This is a genomic window from Prevotella illustrans (assembly GCF_017426725.1).
Classification (GTDB): Bacteria; Bacteroidota; Bacteroidia; order Bacteroidales; family Bacteroidaceae; genus Prevotella; species Prevotella illustrans.
The window spans coordinates 1-16443 of the sequence record NZ_JAERMS010000005.1; the positions used below are offsets into that span (position 1 = coordinate 1).

At 49.9% G+C, this 16443-nt stretch carries 18 protein-coding genes and 1 pseudogene; 4 read left to right on the top strand and 15 right to left on the bottom strand.

The genetic code is table 11. From position 1 onward, the window contains the following. Nucleotides 1–52: 52 nt before the first annotated feature. The 15 genes and pseudogenes from JHU38_RS02710 to JHU38_RS02780 form a co-directional block, all read right to left on the bottom strand. Nucleotides 53–391 (bottom strand): annotated as a pseudogene (locus JHU38_RS02710) (DUF4138 domain-containing protein); the annotation flags it as partial. Between the two features lie 37 nt (nucleotides 392–428). Continuing rightward, nucleotides 429–1790 (bottom strand): conjugative transposon protein TraM, encoded by a 1362-nt coding sequence (gene traM, locus JHU38_RS02715; protein ID WP_107580812.1) that lies wholly within the window; start codon nucleotides 1788–1790, stop codon nucleotides 429–431. Further along, a complete protein-coding gene (locus JHU38_RS02720) occupies nucleotides 1741–2073 on the bottom strand; it encodes a TraL conjugative transposon family protein (protein WP_107580813.1) in 333 nt (110 codons plus the stop codon). The genes traM and JHU38_RS02720 overlap by 50 nt, the downstream gene beginning before the upstream one ends. After that, nucleotides 2070–2693, bottom strand: a complete 624-nt coding sequence (gene traK, locus JHU38_RS02725) for a conjugative transposon protein TraK (RefSeq protein WP_021666057.1) — start codon at nucleotides 2691–2693, stop codon at nucleotides 2070–2072. Before traK ends, JHU38_RS02720 begins: the two co-directional genes overlap by 4 nt. Before the next feature lie 19 nt (nucleotides 2694–2712). Further along, nucleotides 2713–3789 (bottom strand): conjugative transposon protein TraJ, encoded by a 1077-nt coding sequence (gene traJ, locus JHU38_RS02730; RefSeq protein ID WP_100356843.1) that lies wholly within the window; start codon nucleotides 3787–3789, stop codon nucleotides 2713–2715. Between the two features lie 2 nt (nucleotides 3790–3791). Beyond that, nucleotides 3792–4421, bottom strand: coding sequence for a DUF4141 domain-containing protein (locus JHU38_RS02735; RefSeq protein ID WP_199222626.1), 630 nt, complete (start codon nucleotides 4419–4421; stop codon nucleotides 3792–3794). A gap of 32 nt (nucleotides 4422–4453) precedes the next feature. After that, on the bottom strand, nucleotides 4454–6940 hold the full coding sequence (locus JHU38_RS02740; RefSeq protein WP_107580815.1) for a TraG family conjugative transposon ATPase: 2487 nt from the start codon (nucleotides 6938–6940) through the stop codon (nucleotides 4454–4456). Beyond that, nucleotides 6937–7314, bottom strand: a complete 378-nt coding sequence (locus JHU38_RS02745; RefSeq protein WP_019189281.1) for a DUF4133 domain-containing protein — start codon at nucleotides 7312–7314, stop codon at nucleotides 6937–6939. The genes JHU38_RS02740 and JHU38_RS02745 overlap by 4 nt, the downstream gene beginning before the upstream one ends. A gap of 4 nt (nucleotides 7315–7318) precedes the next feature. Next, on the bottom strand, nucleotides 7319–7618 hold the full coding sequence (locus tag JHU38_RS02750) for a DUF4134 domain-containing protein (RefSeq protein WP_107580816.1): 300 nt from the start codon (nucleotides 7616–7618) through the stop codon (nucleotides 7319–7321). A gap of 172 nt (nucleotides 7619–7790) precedes the next feature. After that, nucleotides 7791–8381 (bottom strand): conjugal transfer protein, encoded by a 591-nt coding sequence (locus tag JHU38_RS02755; RefSeq protein WP_097549294.1) that lies wholly within the window; start codon nucleotides 8379–8381, stop codon nucleotides 7791–7793. Beyond that, on the bottom strand, nucleotides 8369–9109 hold the full coding sequence (locus JHU38_RS02760; RefSeq protein WP_097549293.1) for a ParA family protein: 741 nt from the start codon (nucleotides 9107–9109) through the stop codon (nucleotides 8369–8371). The genes JHU38_RS02755 and JHU38_RS02760 overlap by 13 nt, the downstream gene beginning before the upstream one ends. Nucleotides 9110–9138: 29 nt before the next feature. After that, entirely contained in the window at nucleotides 9139–9729 is a 591-nt protein-coding gene (locus tag JHU38_RS02765) for a hypothetical protein (RefSeq protein WP_097549292.1), read from the bottom strand. Further along, nucleotides 9726–10079 (bottom strand): DUF3408 domain-containing protein, encoded by a 354-nt coding sequence (locus JHU38_RS02770; RefSeq protein ID WP_039422504.1) that lies wholly within the window; start codon nucleotides 10077–10079, stop codon nucleotides 9726–9728. The genes JHU38_RS02765 and JHU38_RS02770 overlap by 4 nt, the downstream gene beginning before the upstream one ends. Before the next feature lie 25 nt (nucleotides 10080–10104). Further along, nucleotides 10105–10533, bottom strand: coding sequence for a DUF3408 domain-containing protein (locus JHU38_RS02775; RefSeq protein ID WP_039422507.1), 429 nt, complete (start codon nucleotides 10531–10533; stop codon nucleotides 10105–10107). Further along, nucleotides 10517–11299 (bottom strand): ParA family protein, encoded by a 783-nt coding sequence (locus JHU38_RS02780; RefSeq protein WP_014709377.1) that lies wholly within the window; start codon nucleotides 11297–11299, stop codon nucleotides 10517–10519. The genes JHU38_RS02775 and JHU38_RS02780 overlap by 17 nt, the downstream gene beginning before the upstream one ends. A 796-nt stretch (nucleotides 11300–12095) precedes the next feature. Here JHU38_RS02780 and mobA point away from each other — a divergent pair. The 4 genes from mobA to JHU38_RS12575 all read left to right on the top strand — a co-directional run bounded on the left by mobA (nucleotide 12096) and on the right by JHU38_RS12575 (nucleotide 16409). Next, the gene (gene mobA / locus JHU38_RS02785; RefSeq protein WP_004341650.1) at nucleotides 12096–12509 is read left to right on the top strand and encodes a conjugal transfer protein MobA; all 414 of its coding nucleotides are present in this window, start codon (nucleotides 12096–12098) and stop codon (nucleotides 12507–12509) included. Then, complete coding sequence (gene mobB, locus JHU38_RS02790; protein ID WP_097549291.1) at nucleotides 12494–13729, top strand: conjugal transfer protein MobB; 1236 nt, start codon at nucleotides 12494–12496, stop codon at nucleotides 13727–13729. Before mobA ends, mobB begins: the two co-directional genes overlap by 16 nt. A gap of 162 nt (nucleotides 13730–13891) precedes the next feature. Then, nucleotides 13892–15901, top strand: a complete 2010-nt coding sequence (mobC, locus tag JHU38_RS02795) for a conjugal transfer protein MobC (protein WP_097549290.1) — start codon at nucleotides 13892–13894, stop codon at nucleotides 15899–15901. A 304-nt stretch (nucleotides 15902–16205) separates the two neighbouring features. Further along, on the top strand, nucleotides 16206–16409 hold the full coding sequence (locus tag JHU38_RS12575; protein ID WP_211815600.1) for a permease of the drug/metabolite transporter: 204 nt from the start codon (nucleotides 16206–16208) through the stop codon (nucleotides 16407–16409). Nucleotides 16410–16443: the final 34 nt, after the last annotated feature.

Below are 16443 nucleotides of genomic sequence, written 5' to 3' on the forward strand. Positions count from 1 at the left end.
CTAACCTAATCTCTTGCCACAGAGATATTTACTAAACTGCCACTACGGGCGCACTAAAGGTGTAAAATGCACCGTCTTCGGTGATGACGCTCATGTTCGTCTCTTCGTGGAAGTCCTTGACCGTCGCCTTCACACGGATGACGTTCTCCGCCCCGTCCGCCTTCCCCGCAATGAGGTTGGGCGAACCCAGATCCACATAGCGCACGGCAGAGGGGAAGATGATGTGCACCGTCTTATCGTAGGTAATTTCCAAGCCGTGGGGTGGTATCATCCGCTCAAAGGCAATTTTGCGGGTCAGCCCTTGATAGAGGTCTCCCGTTGAAGTTGTTTCCTGTGCGTTGGCACAGACTGCGCCCAGTATCAGGGCGATGGCTAAAACTGTTCTTTTCATTTTACTTTGGATTAAAGTGGTGAATAATAACTGTGATTTATTTGTTGTCCGGTTGATAGAGCAATACCTTGTAACCAGCCTTCAGATGCACCTTGACGGTACGCATTTTCTTAGAGAAATACTGCGAGGTGCCTTGTATCAGTCCCTTCCCCAAATCAGCGGCAAGCTGTGCGCCCGCATCAGTGGAGAAGTTCATACTGCTGCCTGCGGAAGTACCCATTCCTGCGACAATCTCCTTGACGGCACTGCGCTCCATCGAGCCGGGGATGAATATCCCAGCTTGTCCGTCCGTATCATAGACCGACAGCTCCACGGGAATGATGCTTCCCCGATACCCCAAAGAGGAAATGATAATGGAGAGTCGTTCGCCCTGCAACTTTGCCGTTCCCACGACAAGGGCATTTCGTGGAATCTCCCTGCCCGATACCGACATCGGCTCCAAGAAACGGAAACGTACTGTCTGCCCGTCCATGACCGTCTGATTGTTATGCACACAGGCTGATATGGTGTTTCTATCCGTCTGCGAGACAGTCCCGATAGCGGTTTGGAATAGATAGTTCCTCTCCTTGACATATTCGGAGCGGAAAGTCGAGTCGCTCATCGGCTGTGCCAGAGCCGACACCACTTGACCGCTCACGGGGGAAACGGGAAAGGCTACCGCCTTCCCGTTTCGGGTAGTTACGACCGCTTTCCCTTCGGAAGCCGTCTCCCCGTCCGATGCCAATGCCATATTGGAAGAGGACTGTCCACCACCCGACGGCATATATTTTGCCGCCAACTGATAGGACTTTTCAAGTAGTGCCATCTGGTCGTTCACGGTTATGGCGGGCGACTGCTGTTCGCTGCTCATACGGTTTTCCAACTCTGCCAATCGGGCACGCAGTTCTTCCTTTTCAGGGTCTTCCCTCGGTGCTTCATAGAAACTGCCGAGCGTGCGGTTGATGTCCTGATAGGCTGATGCAGAGGCGTGAAAGCCGTCTTGCGGAGCAGCAGTGCGAGAGCCAAAGCCGTTATCTCTTTCCGACAAATCCGTCTTTAATGCCAACTCTTCGGAACTCTGCTCCGGTTGTCCTCCTGTCATCTCCCCGAACATGGAACTGAGGCTTTGCATGGCACGACTTCGTTCCTGCTCTTTCTCCTCTATCATCTCCTTTTCATAGGCTTTCTTCTTGTCGCCGATGAGTTCCGAGGCTTGCGGATCCGGTACTTCCGTATTGAACCCCTTTGACTGTTTCTCCTCCTCTTTCTCCGAAGGAGCGAAGATGAGCCACATAGAGCCCGCAAAGAGCAGGAACATCAGGGGGTAAATGACAAACTTCTTTCGCCTTTGTCTCTCTTCCTCCGTCAGCTCAGGCGAGGTGCTCGTATCGGAGGCTGTCTTTCTTTTGAATGGGAACATAATCGTAATACTTTAATAGGTTGATACTGTCTTTGGGATAGAGCCGCCTTACGTCAGGAGCTTCTATATGCTCGATTGCCGGTAACGTTTCTTCCTCGGAGTCTCCGTCGGAGAAGAGGCGGAGCAAACCGCTGAAGAAAACATAATTGGCAAGGAAAGCGAAGAAAAGAAGCATCGTCAGGACGACATACAGCCTCAGATGAGTGGGGATGCGTCCACACAGGCGGCGGAGTCTTGCCTCCGCTCCCTCCTGCATCATTCGGAACAGACTTTTCTTTTTCATCGCTTACGGGTACTGATGTCCTTGTTCTCCACAATCTCGAATCCTTCGATATTGAAGCCATTCGGATTGTCATCGCTGCGGCTCGTATTGAGCAGGCGGCATACGGTCACGAGACTGCGCTCGGTCACGTTGGTCGCACGGATAATCATCTGCCGGGCATACGTCCGTACCGCATAGGGATAGCGGTCGAAGTCGCAGAGTACACTGTCCACCTGCACGACCTGATTGATATTTCCTGCCACGATACGGTTGTAGTACCCTTTCTCGGAGAAATCCCGATAGTAATTGTAGGCACTCTTGTCCGCCAAGAGCAGCGCACGGGAGATATTCCCCTCGATGGCACTCTTATCGGGCGAAAGGGTGAAGAACAGCTCGTGGAAGCGGCGCACATGCTCCTTGGCTTCCGCGGGTCTGTTCTGCGACAGATCCTGCGACAGGGCGAGCATTAGCGACTTACCACCATCCAACACATAGATTTTCTGCCTCTGGGCTTCGGCAAAGGAGTAGGCACTCCATACCGAATACCCCGCAAGGAGAGCACACAGGCAGACGACGACCAAGGTAAAGAGGCGTATCTGCCTGAAACTTGTTTCGATATTCTTTAATGACTTAAATTCCATAGCATTTCATTTTTGTTTATTATTCGGGAGAATTTCCGCTTCTCCTGCGGAAAAGCTGCCCTGCCACCTCCTTGGCTTTATGTCCCGCACTATGCAAGACCTGTTTTCCGTGTCCTCCGGCAAATCCACCAACGGCTCCGCCCGCAGCACCTGCGATACCGGCACCCTTTCCTGCCGCATAGTTCACGTTTTTACCGTAGTTTCCTGCTCCTCCGGCTTGTATCACCCAGCCCGCAACTGTCGGAATGGTGAAGTAGCCGATGATACCGATAATCATAAAGACGAGGTACACCCCGTTCGAAGCATCTATCGTATAGGTGGGATCATTCTGCAACTGCGTGATGTCGTGCTTGAGCATCAGTTCCTGAATCTTTGCCAGCATCGAACTGAACAAGTCCGCCACAGGTAGCCACAGATAGATGGAGATATACCTCGTGAACCATTGCGTGAGGGTACTCTGAAAACCGTCCCACACCGAGATGGCAAAAGCTATCGGTCCCAAGATGGAGAGGACGATCAGGAAGAATGTCCGAAGCGTGTCGATGAGCAGGGCGGCAGCGGCGAAAAGCAGTTCCAAGAGCTCCCGCACCATATTGCGAATCGATTTCTTCAGGTTATACATACCTCGCTCCACGTACATTCCCGCCATTGTCGCCATATCCGAGGGAGAGATACCGAGTTCATCCAGTTTCTTGTCAAACTCTTCGTTGCTGACCAGATAGGCTGTTTCGGGATTCTTCACCATCGCCTCGTATTCCAGCTTGTCCCGCAACTTGCGGTATTCGTCCATGCTGAAAGTCTGCTTTTCGAGCATCTTGTGCGTACCCTGCACGACGGGACTAAGCACGCCGTTGATGGTCTCCAGCACCATCGGAAAGAAGAGGATGCAGAGACCGAGCGCGAACGGACGGAGCAAAGGATAGACGTCAATGGGTTCGGCACGGGCAAGCGTCTGCCATACCCTGAGTGCCACATAGAAGAGTGCGCCCAAGCCCGCAATGCCTTTGGCGACGCCAATCATGTCACCGCACATCGGCATCATCTCTGTGTAAAGCGAACGGAGCACCTGATGCAGGTTGTCAAATTCCGCTCCCATACCTACCAATACCTTTCGTTATCCGTTCCATAAAGCGAGAGTACTCGGTCAGTGTCCTGCTGCTTCTTGGCTCTGAGATAGCTCACGGAGATGTTCTTGTTCGTGTAGTAACGCACGAGGTTACGGTAATCCCTCACCTCCTTGTAGCAGCGATCTACCACGTCCATACGCTCCTTGTCGGTCATCTTCAGCGTGGTGTTGTTCACCACCTGCTTGAGTTCCTTGAGTAGGTTGTTGCTTTCTCCGAGCAGTTTGGTGTAGCCGTTGGCAATGGCGACCAGCTCTTCCGGTCGGAAGTTCGGGTCGGAGAGCATTTTCTTGTAGTTCTTCACATAGATATCGGAGATTTCTCCGACCATCAAAATCGTCTCCTTTACCCGTTGGGCGTCCCGCACGAGGTTGTTCACCTTTTTCAGGGCATCGTAGTACTTTTTACTCTCATTGTAGAGTTTCTCGACCTCCTTGAAGTTGTCAAGCGTGTTCTTGACCGTCTTGGAGGTCTGCACGATTTCCTTGGTCGTGTTGATGATACTCTGTGCAAGATTGGTGGGGTCTGTGACCACCCACTGGGCGTGTGCATTGCCTGCCAAGAGGCAACCGCACGCCATAAGCATTAAAATTCTCTTTCTCATTTTACTTTGGATTTTAGTGTGATTATTTTTGACTATTCTTCTTCGGCGAGCTGCCTGATGGCAAGCTCCATATTCCCGCCGAGTTGCTCGGCACGGGCAAGTACGCGCATCTTCTCGGTCTCCTCCGTCGTGTAGGTGAGGTATTCGGCTTTCGACACTTCGGTGGCATAGACGGCGGACTGCACACCTCCCAGTCCGATCCACACCTCCTTGTACGACCGTGTGGCATCGTTGCTCTGATTGATGGAGAGGATTTGTCCCCGCTCCTTGTCCGTCAGTCCCAAGAGTGCCTGAATCTGGTCGAACTTGTTCATGTACTTGCGCTGGTCAAGCAGTATCTTGCAGTCGGAGTTGTTGATGATGGACTCCTTGACAATGTCTGAGGAGATGATGTCATCCACCTCCTGCGTCACCACGACCGCCTCACCGAAGAATTTTCTTACCGTCTTGTAGAGATACTTGATATATCCCGCCATATTCGCGGACGCAATCGCTTTCCAAGCCTCCTCGATAAGGATGACTTTCCGTATTCCCTTCAGACGTCGCATCTTGTTGATGAAGAGTTCCATAATGATGATGGTGGTAATGGGGAAAAGGATGGGATGATCCTTTATGGAATCGATTTCGAAGACGATAAAGCGGGCGTTCAACAGGTCGAGCTGCTTGTCCGAGTTCAGCAGGTAGTCGTATTCGCCACCTTTGTAGTACGGCTCCAGCACGTTGAGAAAGTTGGCCAAGTCAAAATCCTTTTCCCTGACCTTTTTCTCACGGAGCAATGCCGAGTAGTCGGTGGTGAGATACTCGTAAAAGCTGTTGAACGAAGGAACGAGACCGTCGTCCGTCTTGATACGCTCGATAAAGAGTGAAACGGCATTGGAGAGGGCGACCTCCTCCGAACGGGTGGCTGGCTCGTTATCCTTCTTCCAAAGGGTCAGCAGCAGTGTCTTGATGCTCTCCCTTTTCTCCACATCATACACCTTGTCGGTGGTATAGAAGGGATTGAAGCTGATGGGGCTCTCATCCGAGTAGGTGAAGTACACCCCATCCTCGCCCTGCGTCTTGTGGCGTATCATCTCGCACAAGCCCTGATAACTGTTTCCCGTGTCCACCAAGACGATATGGGTGTTCTGCTCCCAATACTGCCTCAAGAGGTGGTTGGTGAAGAACGATTTTCCTGACCCCGAAGGACCCAAGATAAACTTGTTTCGGTTCGTGATGATGCCTTGCTTCATCGGCAGGTCGGAGATGTCGAGATGAATCGGCTTGCCGCTGCGGTCTGCCATCTTGATGCCGAACGGCGAGAGCGAATCGCGGTAGTTGGTCTCTTCGTTGAAGAGGCAGACCGCCTGTTCGATGAACGTGTAAAAGCTTTCTTCTGCGGGGAAGTCGGCTTCATTGCCGGGAATACCCGCCCAGAACAGCGTCGGCACATCCACCGTGTTGTGTCGTGGCTTGCACTCCATCAGTGCGAGTTGGCTGCCCACGTCGTTACGGATACGGCGGAGTTCCTCCTCTTCCTCGCTCCACGCCAAGACGTTGCAATGACAGCGGACGGAGGTAAGTCCGAAGCTGTGCGCCTCGTTCAGATACTCGTCAATCCATTGCTTGTTGATTTGATTGGAACGACTATAACGGGAGAGCGAATGCATATTCCGTGCGCTCTTCTCGAAGCGTTGCAGGTTCTCGGCACTGTCATCAATCAAGACATACTGGTTGTAGATATGGTTGCACGGTAGCAACAGCCCTACGGGAGCGGCAAAGGAAAGGCGGCAGTCGCTGCGGTCGGTGGATAATCGCTCATAGCGCATATCCGTGCCTACCAGCCCGGGCAGGTCTTCCGTATCGGAAAGAGTATGCAGGCAGAGCCGCTTGTCGCCGATACGCATTTGGTCGGCTTTGAGGTCGATGTCCTCCAAAACCGTCGTGTCGGAGAGGGACAGTGAAAAATACTTCTCAATCAGTCCCGGTGTCTCCGCCGTCCCGATAATCTCCTCGTCCGTCAGGCGAGAGAGGCGAATAAAACCGCTTTCGTTCATAATCCGCTCGAATTGCTCGGTCGCTTCGAGGAACTTGCGGGCAGTATCCTTGTCCCGTACCTCCTTGGGGATGATATGTCCCCGGCAGAGGGTGGAGAAGTTGCTTTGCTGCCGGTTGCGATTCTTGGTCGTCTTGGTCAGGAACAGGTAGCAGGCGTGATTCAAGAACGGTCGCTCATTGAAGTGTCGCTCGAAACTGCGGGAGAGGAAACTCATCTCCTCCTTTTGCAAGTCCGGACGGTAGCCCTCCTTGACAAACCAATCCTGCTTGTGTACGACGCTGTAGGTCGGCAACACCTTGATTGCCTTTACCCAAGAAGAATGGATGGCGGCATACTCCGCACTCGTCACCGTATAAAGTTCGGGAAGCTCGACCCGAAAGGCGACCGTGATGTCGGCGTCTTTCGAGAGGATACAGCCCTCTTCGACGGCAAGCAGCGGAAAGCGGTTCTCCAGTGTGGTGGCTTTCAGTATATTTCTCATTGCCTTTCCTCCTTTTCTTTGTTTTTCCTTTCTTCCTGTTCTCTCTTTACTCTTCTCTGTTCCTTGTGTCGGAACAGACGGGGAATGCGACGACGGTTGATAAGGTAACGGGGATGGCTGTGCAAGGCGGAACGCTTCATCAGCCCATATTCCCCATACTTCCTGTTCAGGGAGAAGGTCTGCCACACCAAAACGGATGCGGCAGTCCCTCCGAAACCAATACAAATCCATTGATTGACACCCGCCATGTAGAGGATGACAAACAGCACGAAAAGGGCGAGTAGCCCTCCGGCGAAAATGAACAGATACTGGCTTTTGAGTCCCTGAAATTCTACCGAGCGGCCGATTCCCTTGTTGATGGGATAGGTCTCCATAGGCTTAGAGGAAGAAACTTCTCAGAATGGTGGCTGCGACAATGAGGAAGATACACGCCCCGAACCAGCTCGCGGCGGTCTTCGAAGTGTCCGGATCTCCGGACGAGAACTTTGAATAGACTTTTACCCCTCCGATAAGTCCCACAACCGCACCGATGGCGTAGATGAGTTTCGTGGCAGGGTCGAAATAACTCGTCACCATGCTCGTGGCTTGGTTGATACCCGACAAACCGTTGCCTTGGGCAAAGGCAGAGGAAATGGAAAGCAGCAGAACGGCTGCGATAAGAAAATGTCTTTTGGTCATAAATCTTTGTTTTGTGCCGAGAGGATTGGATAGGTCCTCCTGACGGATGAATACTGTTGTTACTTTCGGATTTTAGTGGTGGCTCTCTTAGGGTCAGCCGTACTCTTTTTCTTTCATTGCTTGTTGCATTAAAGGGTTCATACTATTGGGACAAAACCATTCGGAAGGGGCGTTACGCCTTTTCGCCGCTGTAAAGCTCCTCGAAACGGGCACGGACGATTTCATCTATCGTGGCCGAGCGTTTCGCATCGCTTCGGAGCGTTTCCATCAGCTGAGTTCCTTCCAACTCTCTCAGCGTATCGCCGGTTCTCTGTTGTTCTGCTTCGGTGTGGGCGTGGCGGTGAATGACCGACAAGGCTTCCAGCACCCGTTCAAAATCAATTCCCGTGGCATATTCGCTTTCTCCTTGTATGGGAAGTTCCTCTTCCTCCTCTTCAAACGATGGAGCATCTGAGGACTCATACGTTAAAGGAATCTCATCTATGTCGGGTAGATCATCCGGCTCTTCCGATGGCTCTTGTCCGTTTTCGAGGGCAAATGTAGAATCCTTTTTTGCTTCCGCCTCGCCTTTTGGATAACTGCGTACTTGTGGCGCTGAGTGGCTGAGCTTGAAGCGACTTTTACCGATGATTTCCACTTCACTGACCGTTTGACAAGGCTTTTTCTCAATTGCCCTGTTCTTTCTTTTTCTTCGTTCATACGAGAAAAAAAGCAGTAGCCACAAAAAGTAGAGCAAGAGAAGAACAAGGACTATTCGATACATAGGCGTTGCAGGATTTCGTGAAGTTCATCGCCTAACTGAATACAGAGCCTGCTCAACTTTCCTCCGTGGGGTGGGAAGAGGGTGCATACCCCTCTTCTGCGTTCGGAAAGCAGCGGACGATACAAACGGGAGTGGCTCAATGAGGTCTGCATCAAGAGGACTCCCGTTTCATCGGAAAGGGTGCGACAGCGTTCGTCGGCATCTTCACGTTCCCAAGCCTCTATCATATTGCGAAGCAGGTAAAGTTCTCTGATATTGCCCTTGCCCATCGTCAGTATCTGCTCTCCCAAGATGTCTATGAAATGGCGGACGGCTTCCATATCCATCGGACTTCCCGTAACGGGAAAGACGACAGCATCCATTGCTGAAAGCAGTTCCACCGTCCCTTCGGTACGCATCAATGGGGGGAGGTCGAAAAGAATGCATCGAGGATGGCTGTCCACACAGTGTTGCTCCACTCGCCTCAGGGCTTCCCGCACCGGAGTGCAGATAATCGGATAAGGGGCATAGGCTGTCCGATGTTTCAGGTGCATCAGCCTTTGAGTATTCAGTTCTTCCGACTCTTGCTGCCGCAGACGGGTGATGGTATAGACGGGATGGTTGCAATCCACGACGGCGACATTGTACCCTCTGTGGTAATGCAGAATGCTTGCGGAAAGTACCGTAAGCGAGGTTTTGCCGACACCTCCCTTGGGGGAAGCGATGGCGAGATAAATGGGTTTACTCATATTTTCTCTTTTCTTTGAACGGGTGAATACTATGTCTTGATAAATCGTTTGTAATCGAAGTTGCCTGACTGAACCTCTTTCGGAGCTTCTTCGGCAACACGCTCCAGTAGTTTGCGAACTCGTTCTCCGGCCGCTTTCTTAATCGCTTGGAACATCGGGGAATCGTGTATCTTATAGATGGTTTCAGCGGCTTTCGCTGCTTCCTCTATCGGGGCATTCTTACAGGAGAGGACATTACCCATTTGTTGCAGCTCTTTCGCTGTGATGCTTTCCGAGAGGGAGTAGCTTTCACCCTGGACTTCCACCAATACATAACCCTCTTCCTCTTCGGAAATGTCCGGAGAGGTCTCTTCCGACATTTCCGTTTCAGGCGTCTGTTCCTGTAACTCTTCGTCAATGGGCAACTCAGCTAAAAGGACATTCTCCTCTTGGGAGAGTTCCTTCTGGGGGATGCGGATGGTAACGACGAATTTCCCCTTGCCTCGTTCTCGGAAAAAGAGCCGCAATTCACGGTAGAGTCTCACGGCACTCCGATAGCGTCCATACAGGAAGCGGGCGACCTGTACGCTGCCGAGATAGGCTAAGCCTACCGACAGCAGAATGACAATCACCTGCTTCATCGCTCGAAACGTTTACGGAACTGTTGCTCAAACAAGGCGTCTATCTCATCACGGTGACTCTCTAAGTGATGCCGGAGGATATGCTCTACAAATGCCCCAATCGTCAGTTTGCCTGCGGCTGCCACATAGACGATTTCGGAAATCTCTTCCTGTGTCTTTTTGGAAATGAACACGCCCTTTCTGTCTCCGATGTTCAGGGGTTGCAGAAAGGTGGTTTCGTAATCGCTCTTCTCTTCCTGAAGGAGACCTGTAGAGTGTCCCTCGGAATGTTCGATGAGCGTGGTGGAGTTACGGATGGTTACTTTTGAAGAGACGCTTTTTCGTTCTCTGCAGGACTCTTTGCCTGCCATTGGTCGGTTTGTTTTCTGTTTCATATCACAATAATTTCTTGAAGTTCTTTTCACTTAATCGGTTGATTTCTTCCTTGTAGTCCTCCAAATGTTTGAGAAGGATGTTTTCCACGTACATGCCCAATGTCATCTCCCTCTTTCGGATGAAGAGGACGATTTCCGACAGTTTGTCCTGCAACTCTTTGGAGATGTAGATTGCCTTGCGGTCATACAGGTCATTGCGGTGCATGAAGAGTGAGATGTAATCTCCTTTGGCGGGATTCTTGCGACGTGTTCGGATGGGTAGTTGTGGTTCTTCCAAAGCCTCTTTCTGTGTTTCCGAAACAGACTCATCCACCTCTTCAATGCCGGGAGAGGGGATCATCTCGCTCTCTTTCTTTTTCATCGGGATACCCTGTGAAATCAGTTCCCGGATAGCGACGGGATCTATCGCCCCTTTATTCTTTCCTGCCATATGCTTCAGGTTTTACGATGGACAAGATTTCCTCCACAAGCTCTTTCAGACGACTGCCTCTAAGCAGCGTGCGAGAGGCGGGAAAGATGGTTGAACGGAAGAGGGTCGTACCCTCCTCCATTACCTCCTTTTTGTAGCGGGTCGTATTGGGGACTGCCGTTTTTAAGATGGGAAGTCCCAAATCGGCAATGACCTTTTCATACATCGCATAGAGGGGTGTTTTCTCTCTGCCGTCCACCATGTTCCAAAAGAGGTAGATCCCTTTGTTGGCAGTGTCTGTATTGTCGGTTATCGCCTCCTTGATGATGGCTGAAAAGCTCAGCGTGCTTTCCAAGGATATACGGTCGGCGGAGATGGGTGTGAAAATATAATCCATACCGGAGAGGGTGGTCAGCACACCGTCATTGTTGATGGTTCCGGGCAGGTCAAAAAAGACGAAATCCGTATCCGGCTCGTGCGTCTCCAGATATTCCCTGACCGTATCCACGGCTGCCTCTGCCGTGGCACAAAGGATGGTGTACGTGGGCTTTTGCAACTCGGAGAATTGAGCTGCTGCCAATTCTTGCAGCGCGGGGTTGCGATCCACCCCCTGTGCGTCACGCTGACGCATGGCATTGATGCTGAATTGCGGATAGTCACAATCCACCACAATAAGGTTATACCCGCAGGCATAGTGCAGGTAACTTGCCGTCAAGACCGTAAAGGTCGTTTTGCCGACACCACCCTTCTGGGTGGAGAAGGCAATGAAAACTGGTTTCTTTTTCATTTCATTTTCTGTTTAATGGTTCTACATATATGTGAGGAAAGGCGCATGCACGCCTTGGTTTGTTTCCTTGAAAAGGCAGATATGGAAACGAGCCTGTGAGGGAATAAATCCCCGGACAGGCATATGGTAAGGTATTCCAATAAGGGAACATAGACCCGCCTTTCGGGATATGTCCCTCCCTGTATAAGGGTGGAGCTATATGACGGGAGGCATACTTGCACACGTCCACCCATCCATATGTCCACACTTGTACCCTTGCGCAAGGGTGTGAGGAGCGACGGGTGCAATAACTTGTACACATTCTCATTTCTATTTCCATTTCCGTAATTATCTGTTCAAATGACTGCGGACAGGTTTTCAGACTTGGGCAGGCTGGTGTGTCCACCGACCCGCAAACAGCCGTCCGACAGGGCAAATATAGAAGCCTTTACCCCCTTGTTTCTGCCCTTCTTGCTAACTGCGTACTTGTGGCTTCGATTTGCGTATTTGTGGCTCCGTAAGAGGTAAGTGATTTAGACACAAGGCTTAGTAACTTTGCACCCAAGCGGTAAGCCGAAGTCTTCGAGGCATAAAGCGTTCTTTTTTGAGGGACTCGACTTCCGTCCTTCACGGACGGATTTATTTGCGCCGGAGCAAATAGCAAGATATGTCCTGCGTTACTCGAAATAAATTCGGTAACTCAGAACTCTTGCTCTTGCAGAGGGCTGAAAAAACTCCGAAGTCGTTTTTTCTTGGAAGAGAGAATGCCTTGTCTTGAATGCCGGTGATGCCGTGAAACACTAAAATCCAAAGTAAAATGACAAAGAGACATGTGGGGAGACCCTTGAAAAAAGAGAAAGCCAGCCATTGTTGCATGGTTCGGTTTACGGACACGGAGTTTGCGCGTTTCCTAACGCTTTATGAACAGTCAGGTGTCCCGAACAGGGCTGTTTTCATCAAGGCAAGGGTCTTTGATGAGACTTTCCGAGTGATAAAAGTAGATCGTTCACTGCTTGATTACTATCAAAAACTGACGACTTTGTACGGACAATTTCGCAGTGTCGGGGTGAATTATAACCAAGCTGTGGTCGCCTTAAAGAGCAATTTCACCGAGAAAAAAGCCTTTGCGATGCTTGCCCAACTGGAGAAACTGACACTCGAATTGGCGGCTGTCGGAGGCGAAATCGTACATCTAACCCGTGAATTTCAAGAGAAATGGTCGCAAAGATAAACTATGGCAGTTCCCTTTACGGCGCGTTGGCGTACAATGGAGAGAAGGTAAATGAGGGCGTTGCCAAGATTCTGGAGACCAACAAAGTGTTCTCTCCGGCTGATGGAACACACGATATATCCGCCTGTATGCAGGACTTTATGGCATATATGCCGAGTCATGTCCTCACTAAGAAACCGGTTATACATATCTCCTTGAATCCGCATCCCGATGACAGACTTACCGATGAGCAGTTCTCAGCCATCGCACGGGAGTATATCGAAAAGATGGGCTACGCTAATCAACCCTTTATCGTTTATAAGCATGAAGACATAGACAGGCATCACCTGCATATTGTCACCTTAGCCGTCGATGAACGGGGAAAGAAGATTAACGATGGCAATAATTTCTATACCAGCACCCGTATTCTCAAAGAACTGGAACAGAAGTACGGTTTGATCCCTGCGCAAATGCGGAAGGAAAAAGAAGTGTTTCGCCTACAAAAAGTCTGCTACGGCGACGGAGAGAATCTTAAAAAGCAACTGGTTTCGGTCATCAGACCGGCAGCGAAATTCTACCACTGTCCGAGTTTTAAGGAATACCGTGCTTTGCTCTCCACCTACAATATATGTGTGGAGGAACTCAAGGGGGAAATGTATGGAAAGCCCTATAACGGATTGGTCTATTTTGCTACCGATGATAAAGGTAAGAAGGTGGGTAATCCTTTCAAGGCTTCCCTTTTCGGGAAGTCTGTCGGATATGAAGCTCTGCAAAACAGGTTCAAGGCTTCAAAGGAGAAAGTAAAAGAAAAAGGTCTTGCTCCCAAGAGCAAAGCGGTCGTAGCCGGAGCATTGAGGCGTTCTACCACGAAAGAGGATTTCAGGGATAATCTCTATCGCAAGGGTATTGATGTCCTCTTCCGTGAGAACGAGGAAGGACGGCTCTATGGCATCACCTTTATAGACCATAACAACGGCTGTGTCGCCAATGGCTCACGATTGGGCAAGGAACTTTCGGCAAACGCCGTTGCCGAGTGGTTCGACCGCCCGCATCCCGAACTATCTGTTACTACCCCTCAAGCAGAAAATCAGTCTGCTTCCCAGACATTCTCGACAGAGGAGAATTCCTTCTTGGGAGGTCTTCTCGATTTCCCTGTGGAAACAAGCGGGACAGACTGGGAAGAGGAGCAGTTCCGAAAGCGGATGCAGAGAAAGAAGAAACAGAAGAAGCATCGGTTATAAACCGTGTTTCCTATCTCTAAAATGCAGTAAAAAAAGAAGATTGTAAAATGCTAATTATCAGAAATTATCAGAGGTGTCAAATTCTCTTATAAGGGAATTAAAATTGTCCTATAAGACAATTTCAACAATCATAAAAGTAAGAACGAAATTAAACGAAAAACTATGCAACAAGAAGACGATTTGAGAGCACTGGCGAAAATCATGGATTTTCTGCGTGCCGTAAGTATTATATTGGTAGTAGCCCACCTCTATTGGTATTGCTATGAAGCGATACGGCTATGGGGTGTGAATATCGGAGTGGTGGACAAGATACTGATGAACTTCCACCGCACGGCGGGGCTGTTCGGCAATATGCTCTACACCAAACTCTTTGCGCTGGTACTGATGGGGCTTTCATGTCTGGGTACGAAAGGTGTGAAAGAGGAGCATATCACTTGGTCGAAGATATGGGCATTCATGGGCGCCGGCTTTGTCTTTTTCTTCCTCAATTGGTGGATACTTGCCTTGCCACTGCCCATTGAAGCCAATGCAGCGCTCTACACCTTTACGATAACCATAGGGTATGTATGTCTGCTGATGGCGGGACTCTACATGAGCCGCCTCTTGAAGAACAACCTGATGGAGGATGTCTTCAATCAGGAGAACGAATCCTTTATGCAAGAAACAAGGCTCTTGGAAAACGAGTACTCGGTCAATCTTCCGACTCGTTTCTATTACCGAAAAAAGTGGAATAAAGGATGGATAAATGTGGTCAATCCTTTCCGTGCGGTATCCGTCTTAGGAACACCGGGCAGCGGTAAGTCCTATGCCATCATCAATAATTTCATCAAGCAGCAAATCGAAAAAGGTTTTGCCATTTACTGCTACGACTTCAAGTATCCCGACCTCTCCACGATTGTTTACAACCATCTGCTGCATCACTCGGAAGGATATAAGGTCAAACCGAAGTTTTACGTGATCAACTTCGACGACCCTCGTCGGTCGCACCGCTGCAATCCGATACACCCCGATTTCATGAGCGACATTTCAGATGCCTACGAGTCGGCGTACACCATCATGCTCAACCTCAACAAGACGTGGGTGCAGAAACAAGGAGATTTTTTTGTGGAGTCGCCAATCGTACTCTTCGCCGCCATCATTTGGTATCTCCGCATTTTCGAGGGAGGGAAATACTGCACCTTTCCGCACGCCATTGAGTTTCTCTGCCGCAAATACGAGGATATATTTCCCATTCTTACCTCTTATCCCGAATTGGAGAATTACCTTTCTCCTTTCATGGACGCTTGGCTCGGAGGGGCGGCTGACCAATTGCAAGGACAGATAGCTTCCGCCAAGATTCCCTTGTCAAGGATGATTAGCCCGCAACTTTATTGGATTATGACGGGTGATGATTTTACACTCGACATCAATAATCCCAAAGAGCCTAAAATCCTTTGTGTGGGGAACAATCCCGATAGGCAGAACATCTACGGAGCGGCATTGGGGTTATACAATTCGCGTATCGTCAAGCTCATCAATAAGAAAGGAATGCTGAAAAGTTCCGTGCTCATCGACGAGCTGCCCACCATCTATTTCAAGGGATTGGACAACTTGATAGCCACCGCACGAAGCAACAAGGTGGCGGTATGCTTGGGCTTTCAGGACTTCTCACAGTTAAAGCGGGATTATGGAGACAAGGAAGCTGCCGTGGTGATGAACACTGTCGGAAACATTTTCTCCGGTCAGGTGGTCGGCGAAACGGCAAAGACGCTCTCGGAGAGGTTTGGCAAGGTGCTTCAGAAACGGCAGAGTATGAGCATCACCCGTAGCGATAAGACCACTTCCATCTCCACACAGATGGACAGCCTGATTCCGCAGAGCAAGATTTCCACGCTCACACAGGGAATGTTCGTGGGAGCGGTCGCAGATAACTTCTCCGAACGTATCGAGCAGAAGATATTCCACTGTGAGATTGTAGTGGACAATGCGAAAGTTGCAAAGGAAACGGCAGCCTATCGTCCGATACCTGTTCTGACGGACTTCACAAATGAAGATGGCGAGGATATGATGGAACAGGAGATAAAGGCGAACTATGATCGGGTAAAGACGGAGGTGCGGGACATCGTGGAACGGGAGTTGCAACGAATTTCCGACGATCCGGAACTTTCCAAACTGCTCAATACCAAGAAATGATGGCTGTTTTTCTTGGCTCTAAGGCAGAATTTTTGTATTTTTGAACACGCTAATTGATGACACTATGAATTGTTTTAATCATACCCAAGAACCGGCGGTAGCCCAATGTTCCGATTGCGGAAAAGGGCTGTGTCCCGAATGTGCGGAAAGGTATCAGCCGATACTCTGTACACCTTGTTTTCAGAAAAGAAAACGTAGTGAGATTTGGCGAAGCATCTTCAGTCTGTTGTTTCTCATCGCCTTGTTTGTCATAGGTTTCAGATGGAATTTCTTGGCGACCAAAGGTTTTGAGGATATGAGATGGATGTCCGGATATGTGCTGATGGCGATATGGTCGGGCTATCTCTTTGTGGAAAAGTACATTCCTTATAAGATGATGGCTGGGACAAATGGGCAGTGGATTGTTTACTATATTGTCAAACTGCTCCTCTTTGTCGTCATAGGAGTCTTCACCGCACCTTTCACCTGCTTGTGGGCAGTGTTCAGGGTAATAAAGGCTTTTCGGTAAGAGGCGGCAAGAATAACATCTATAAAGAAGAAAG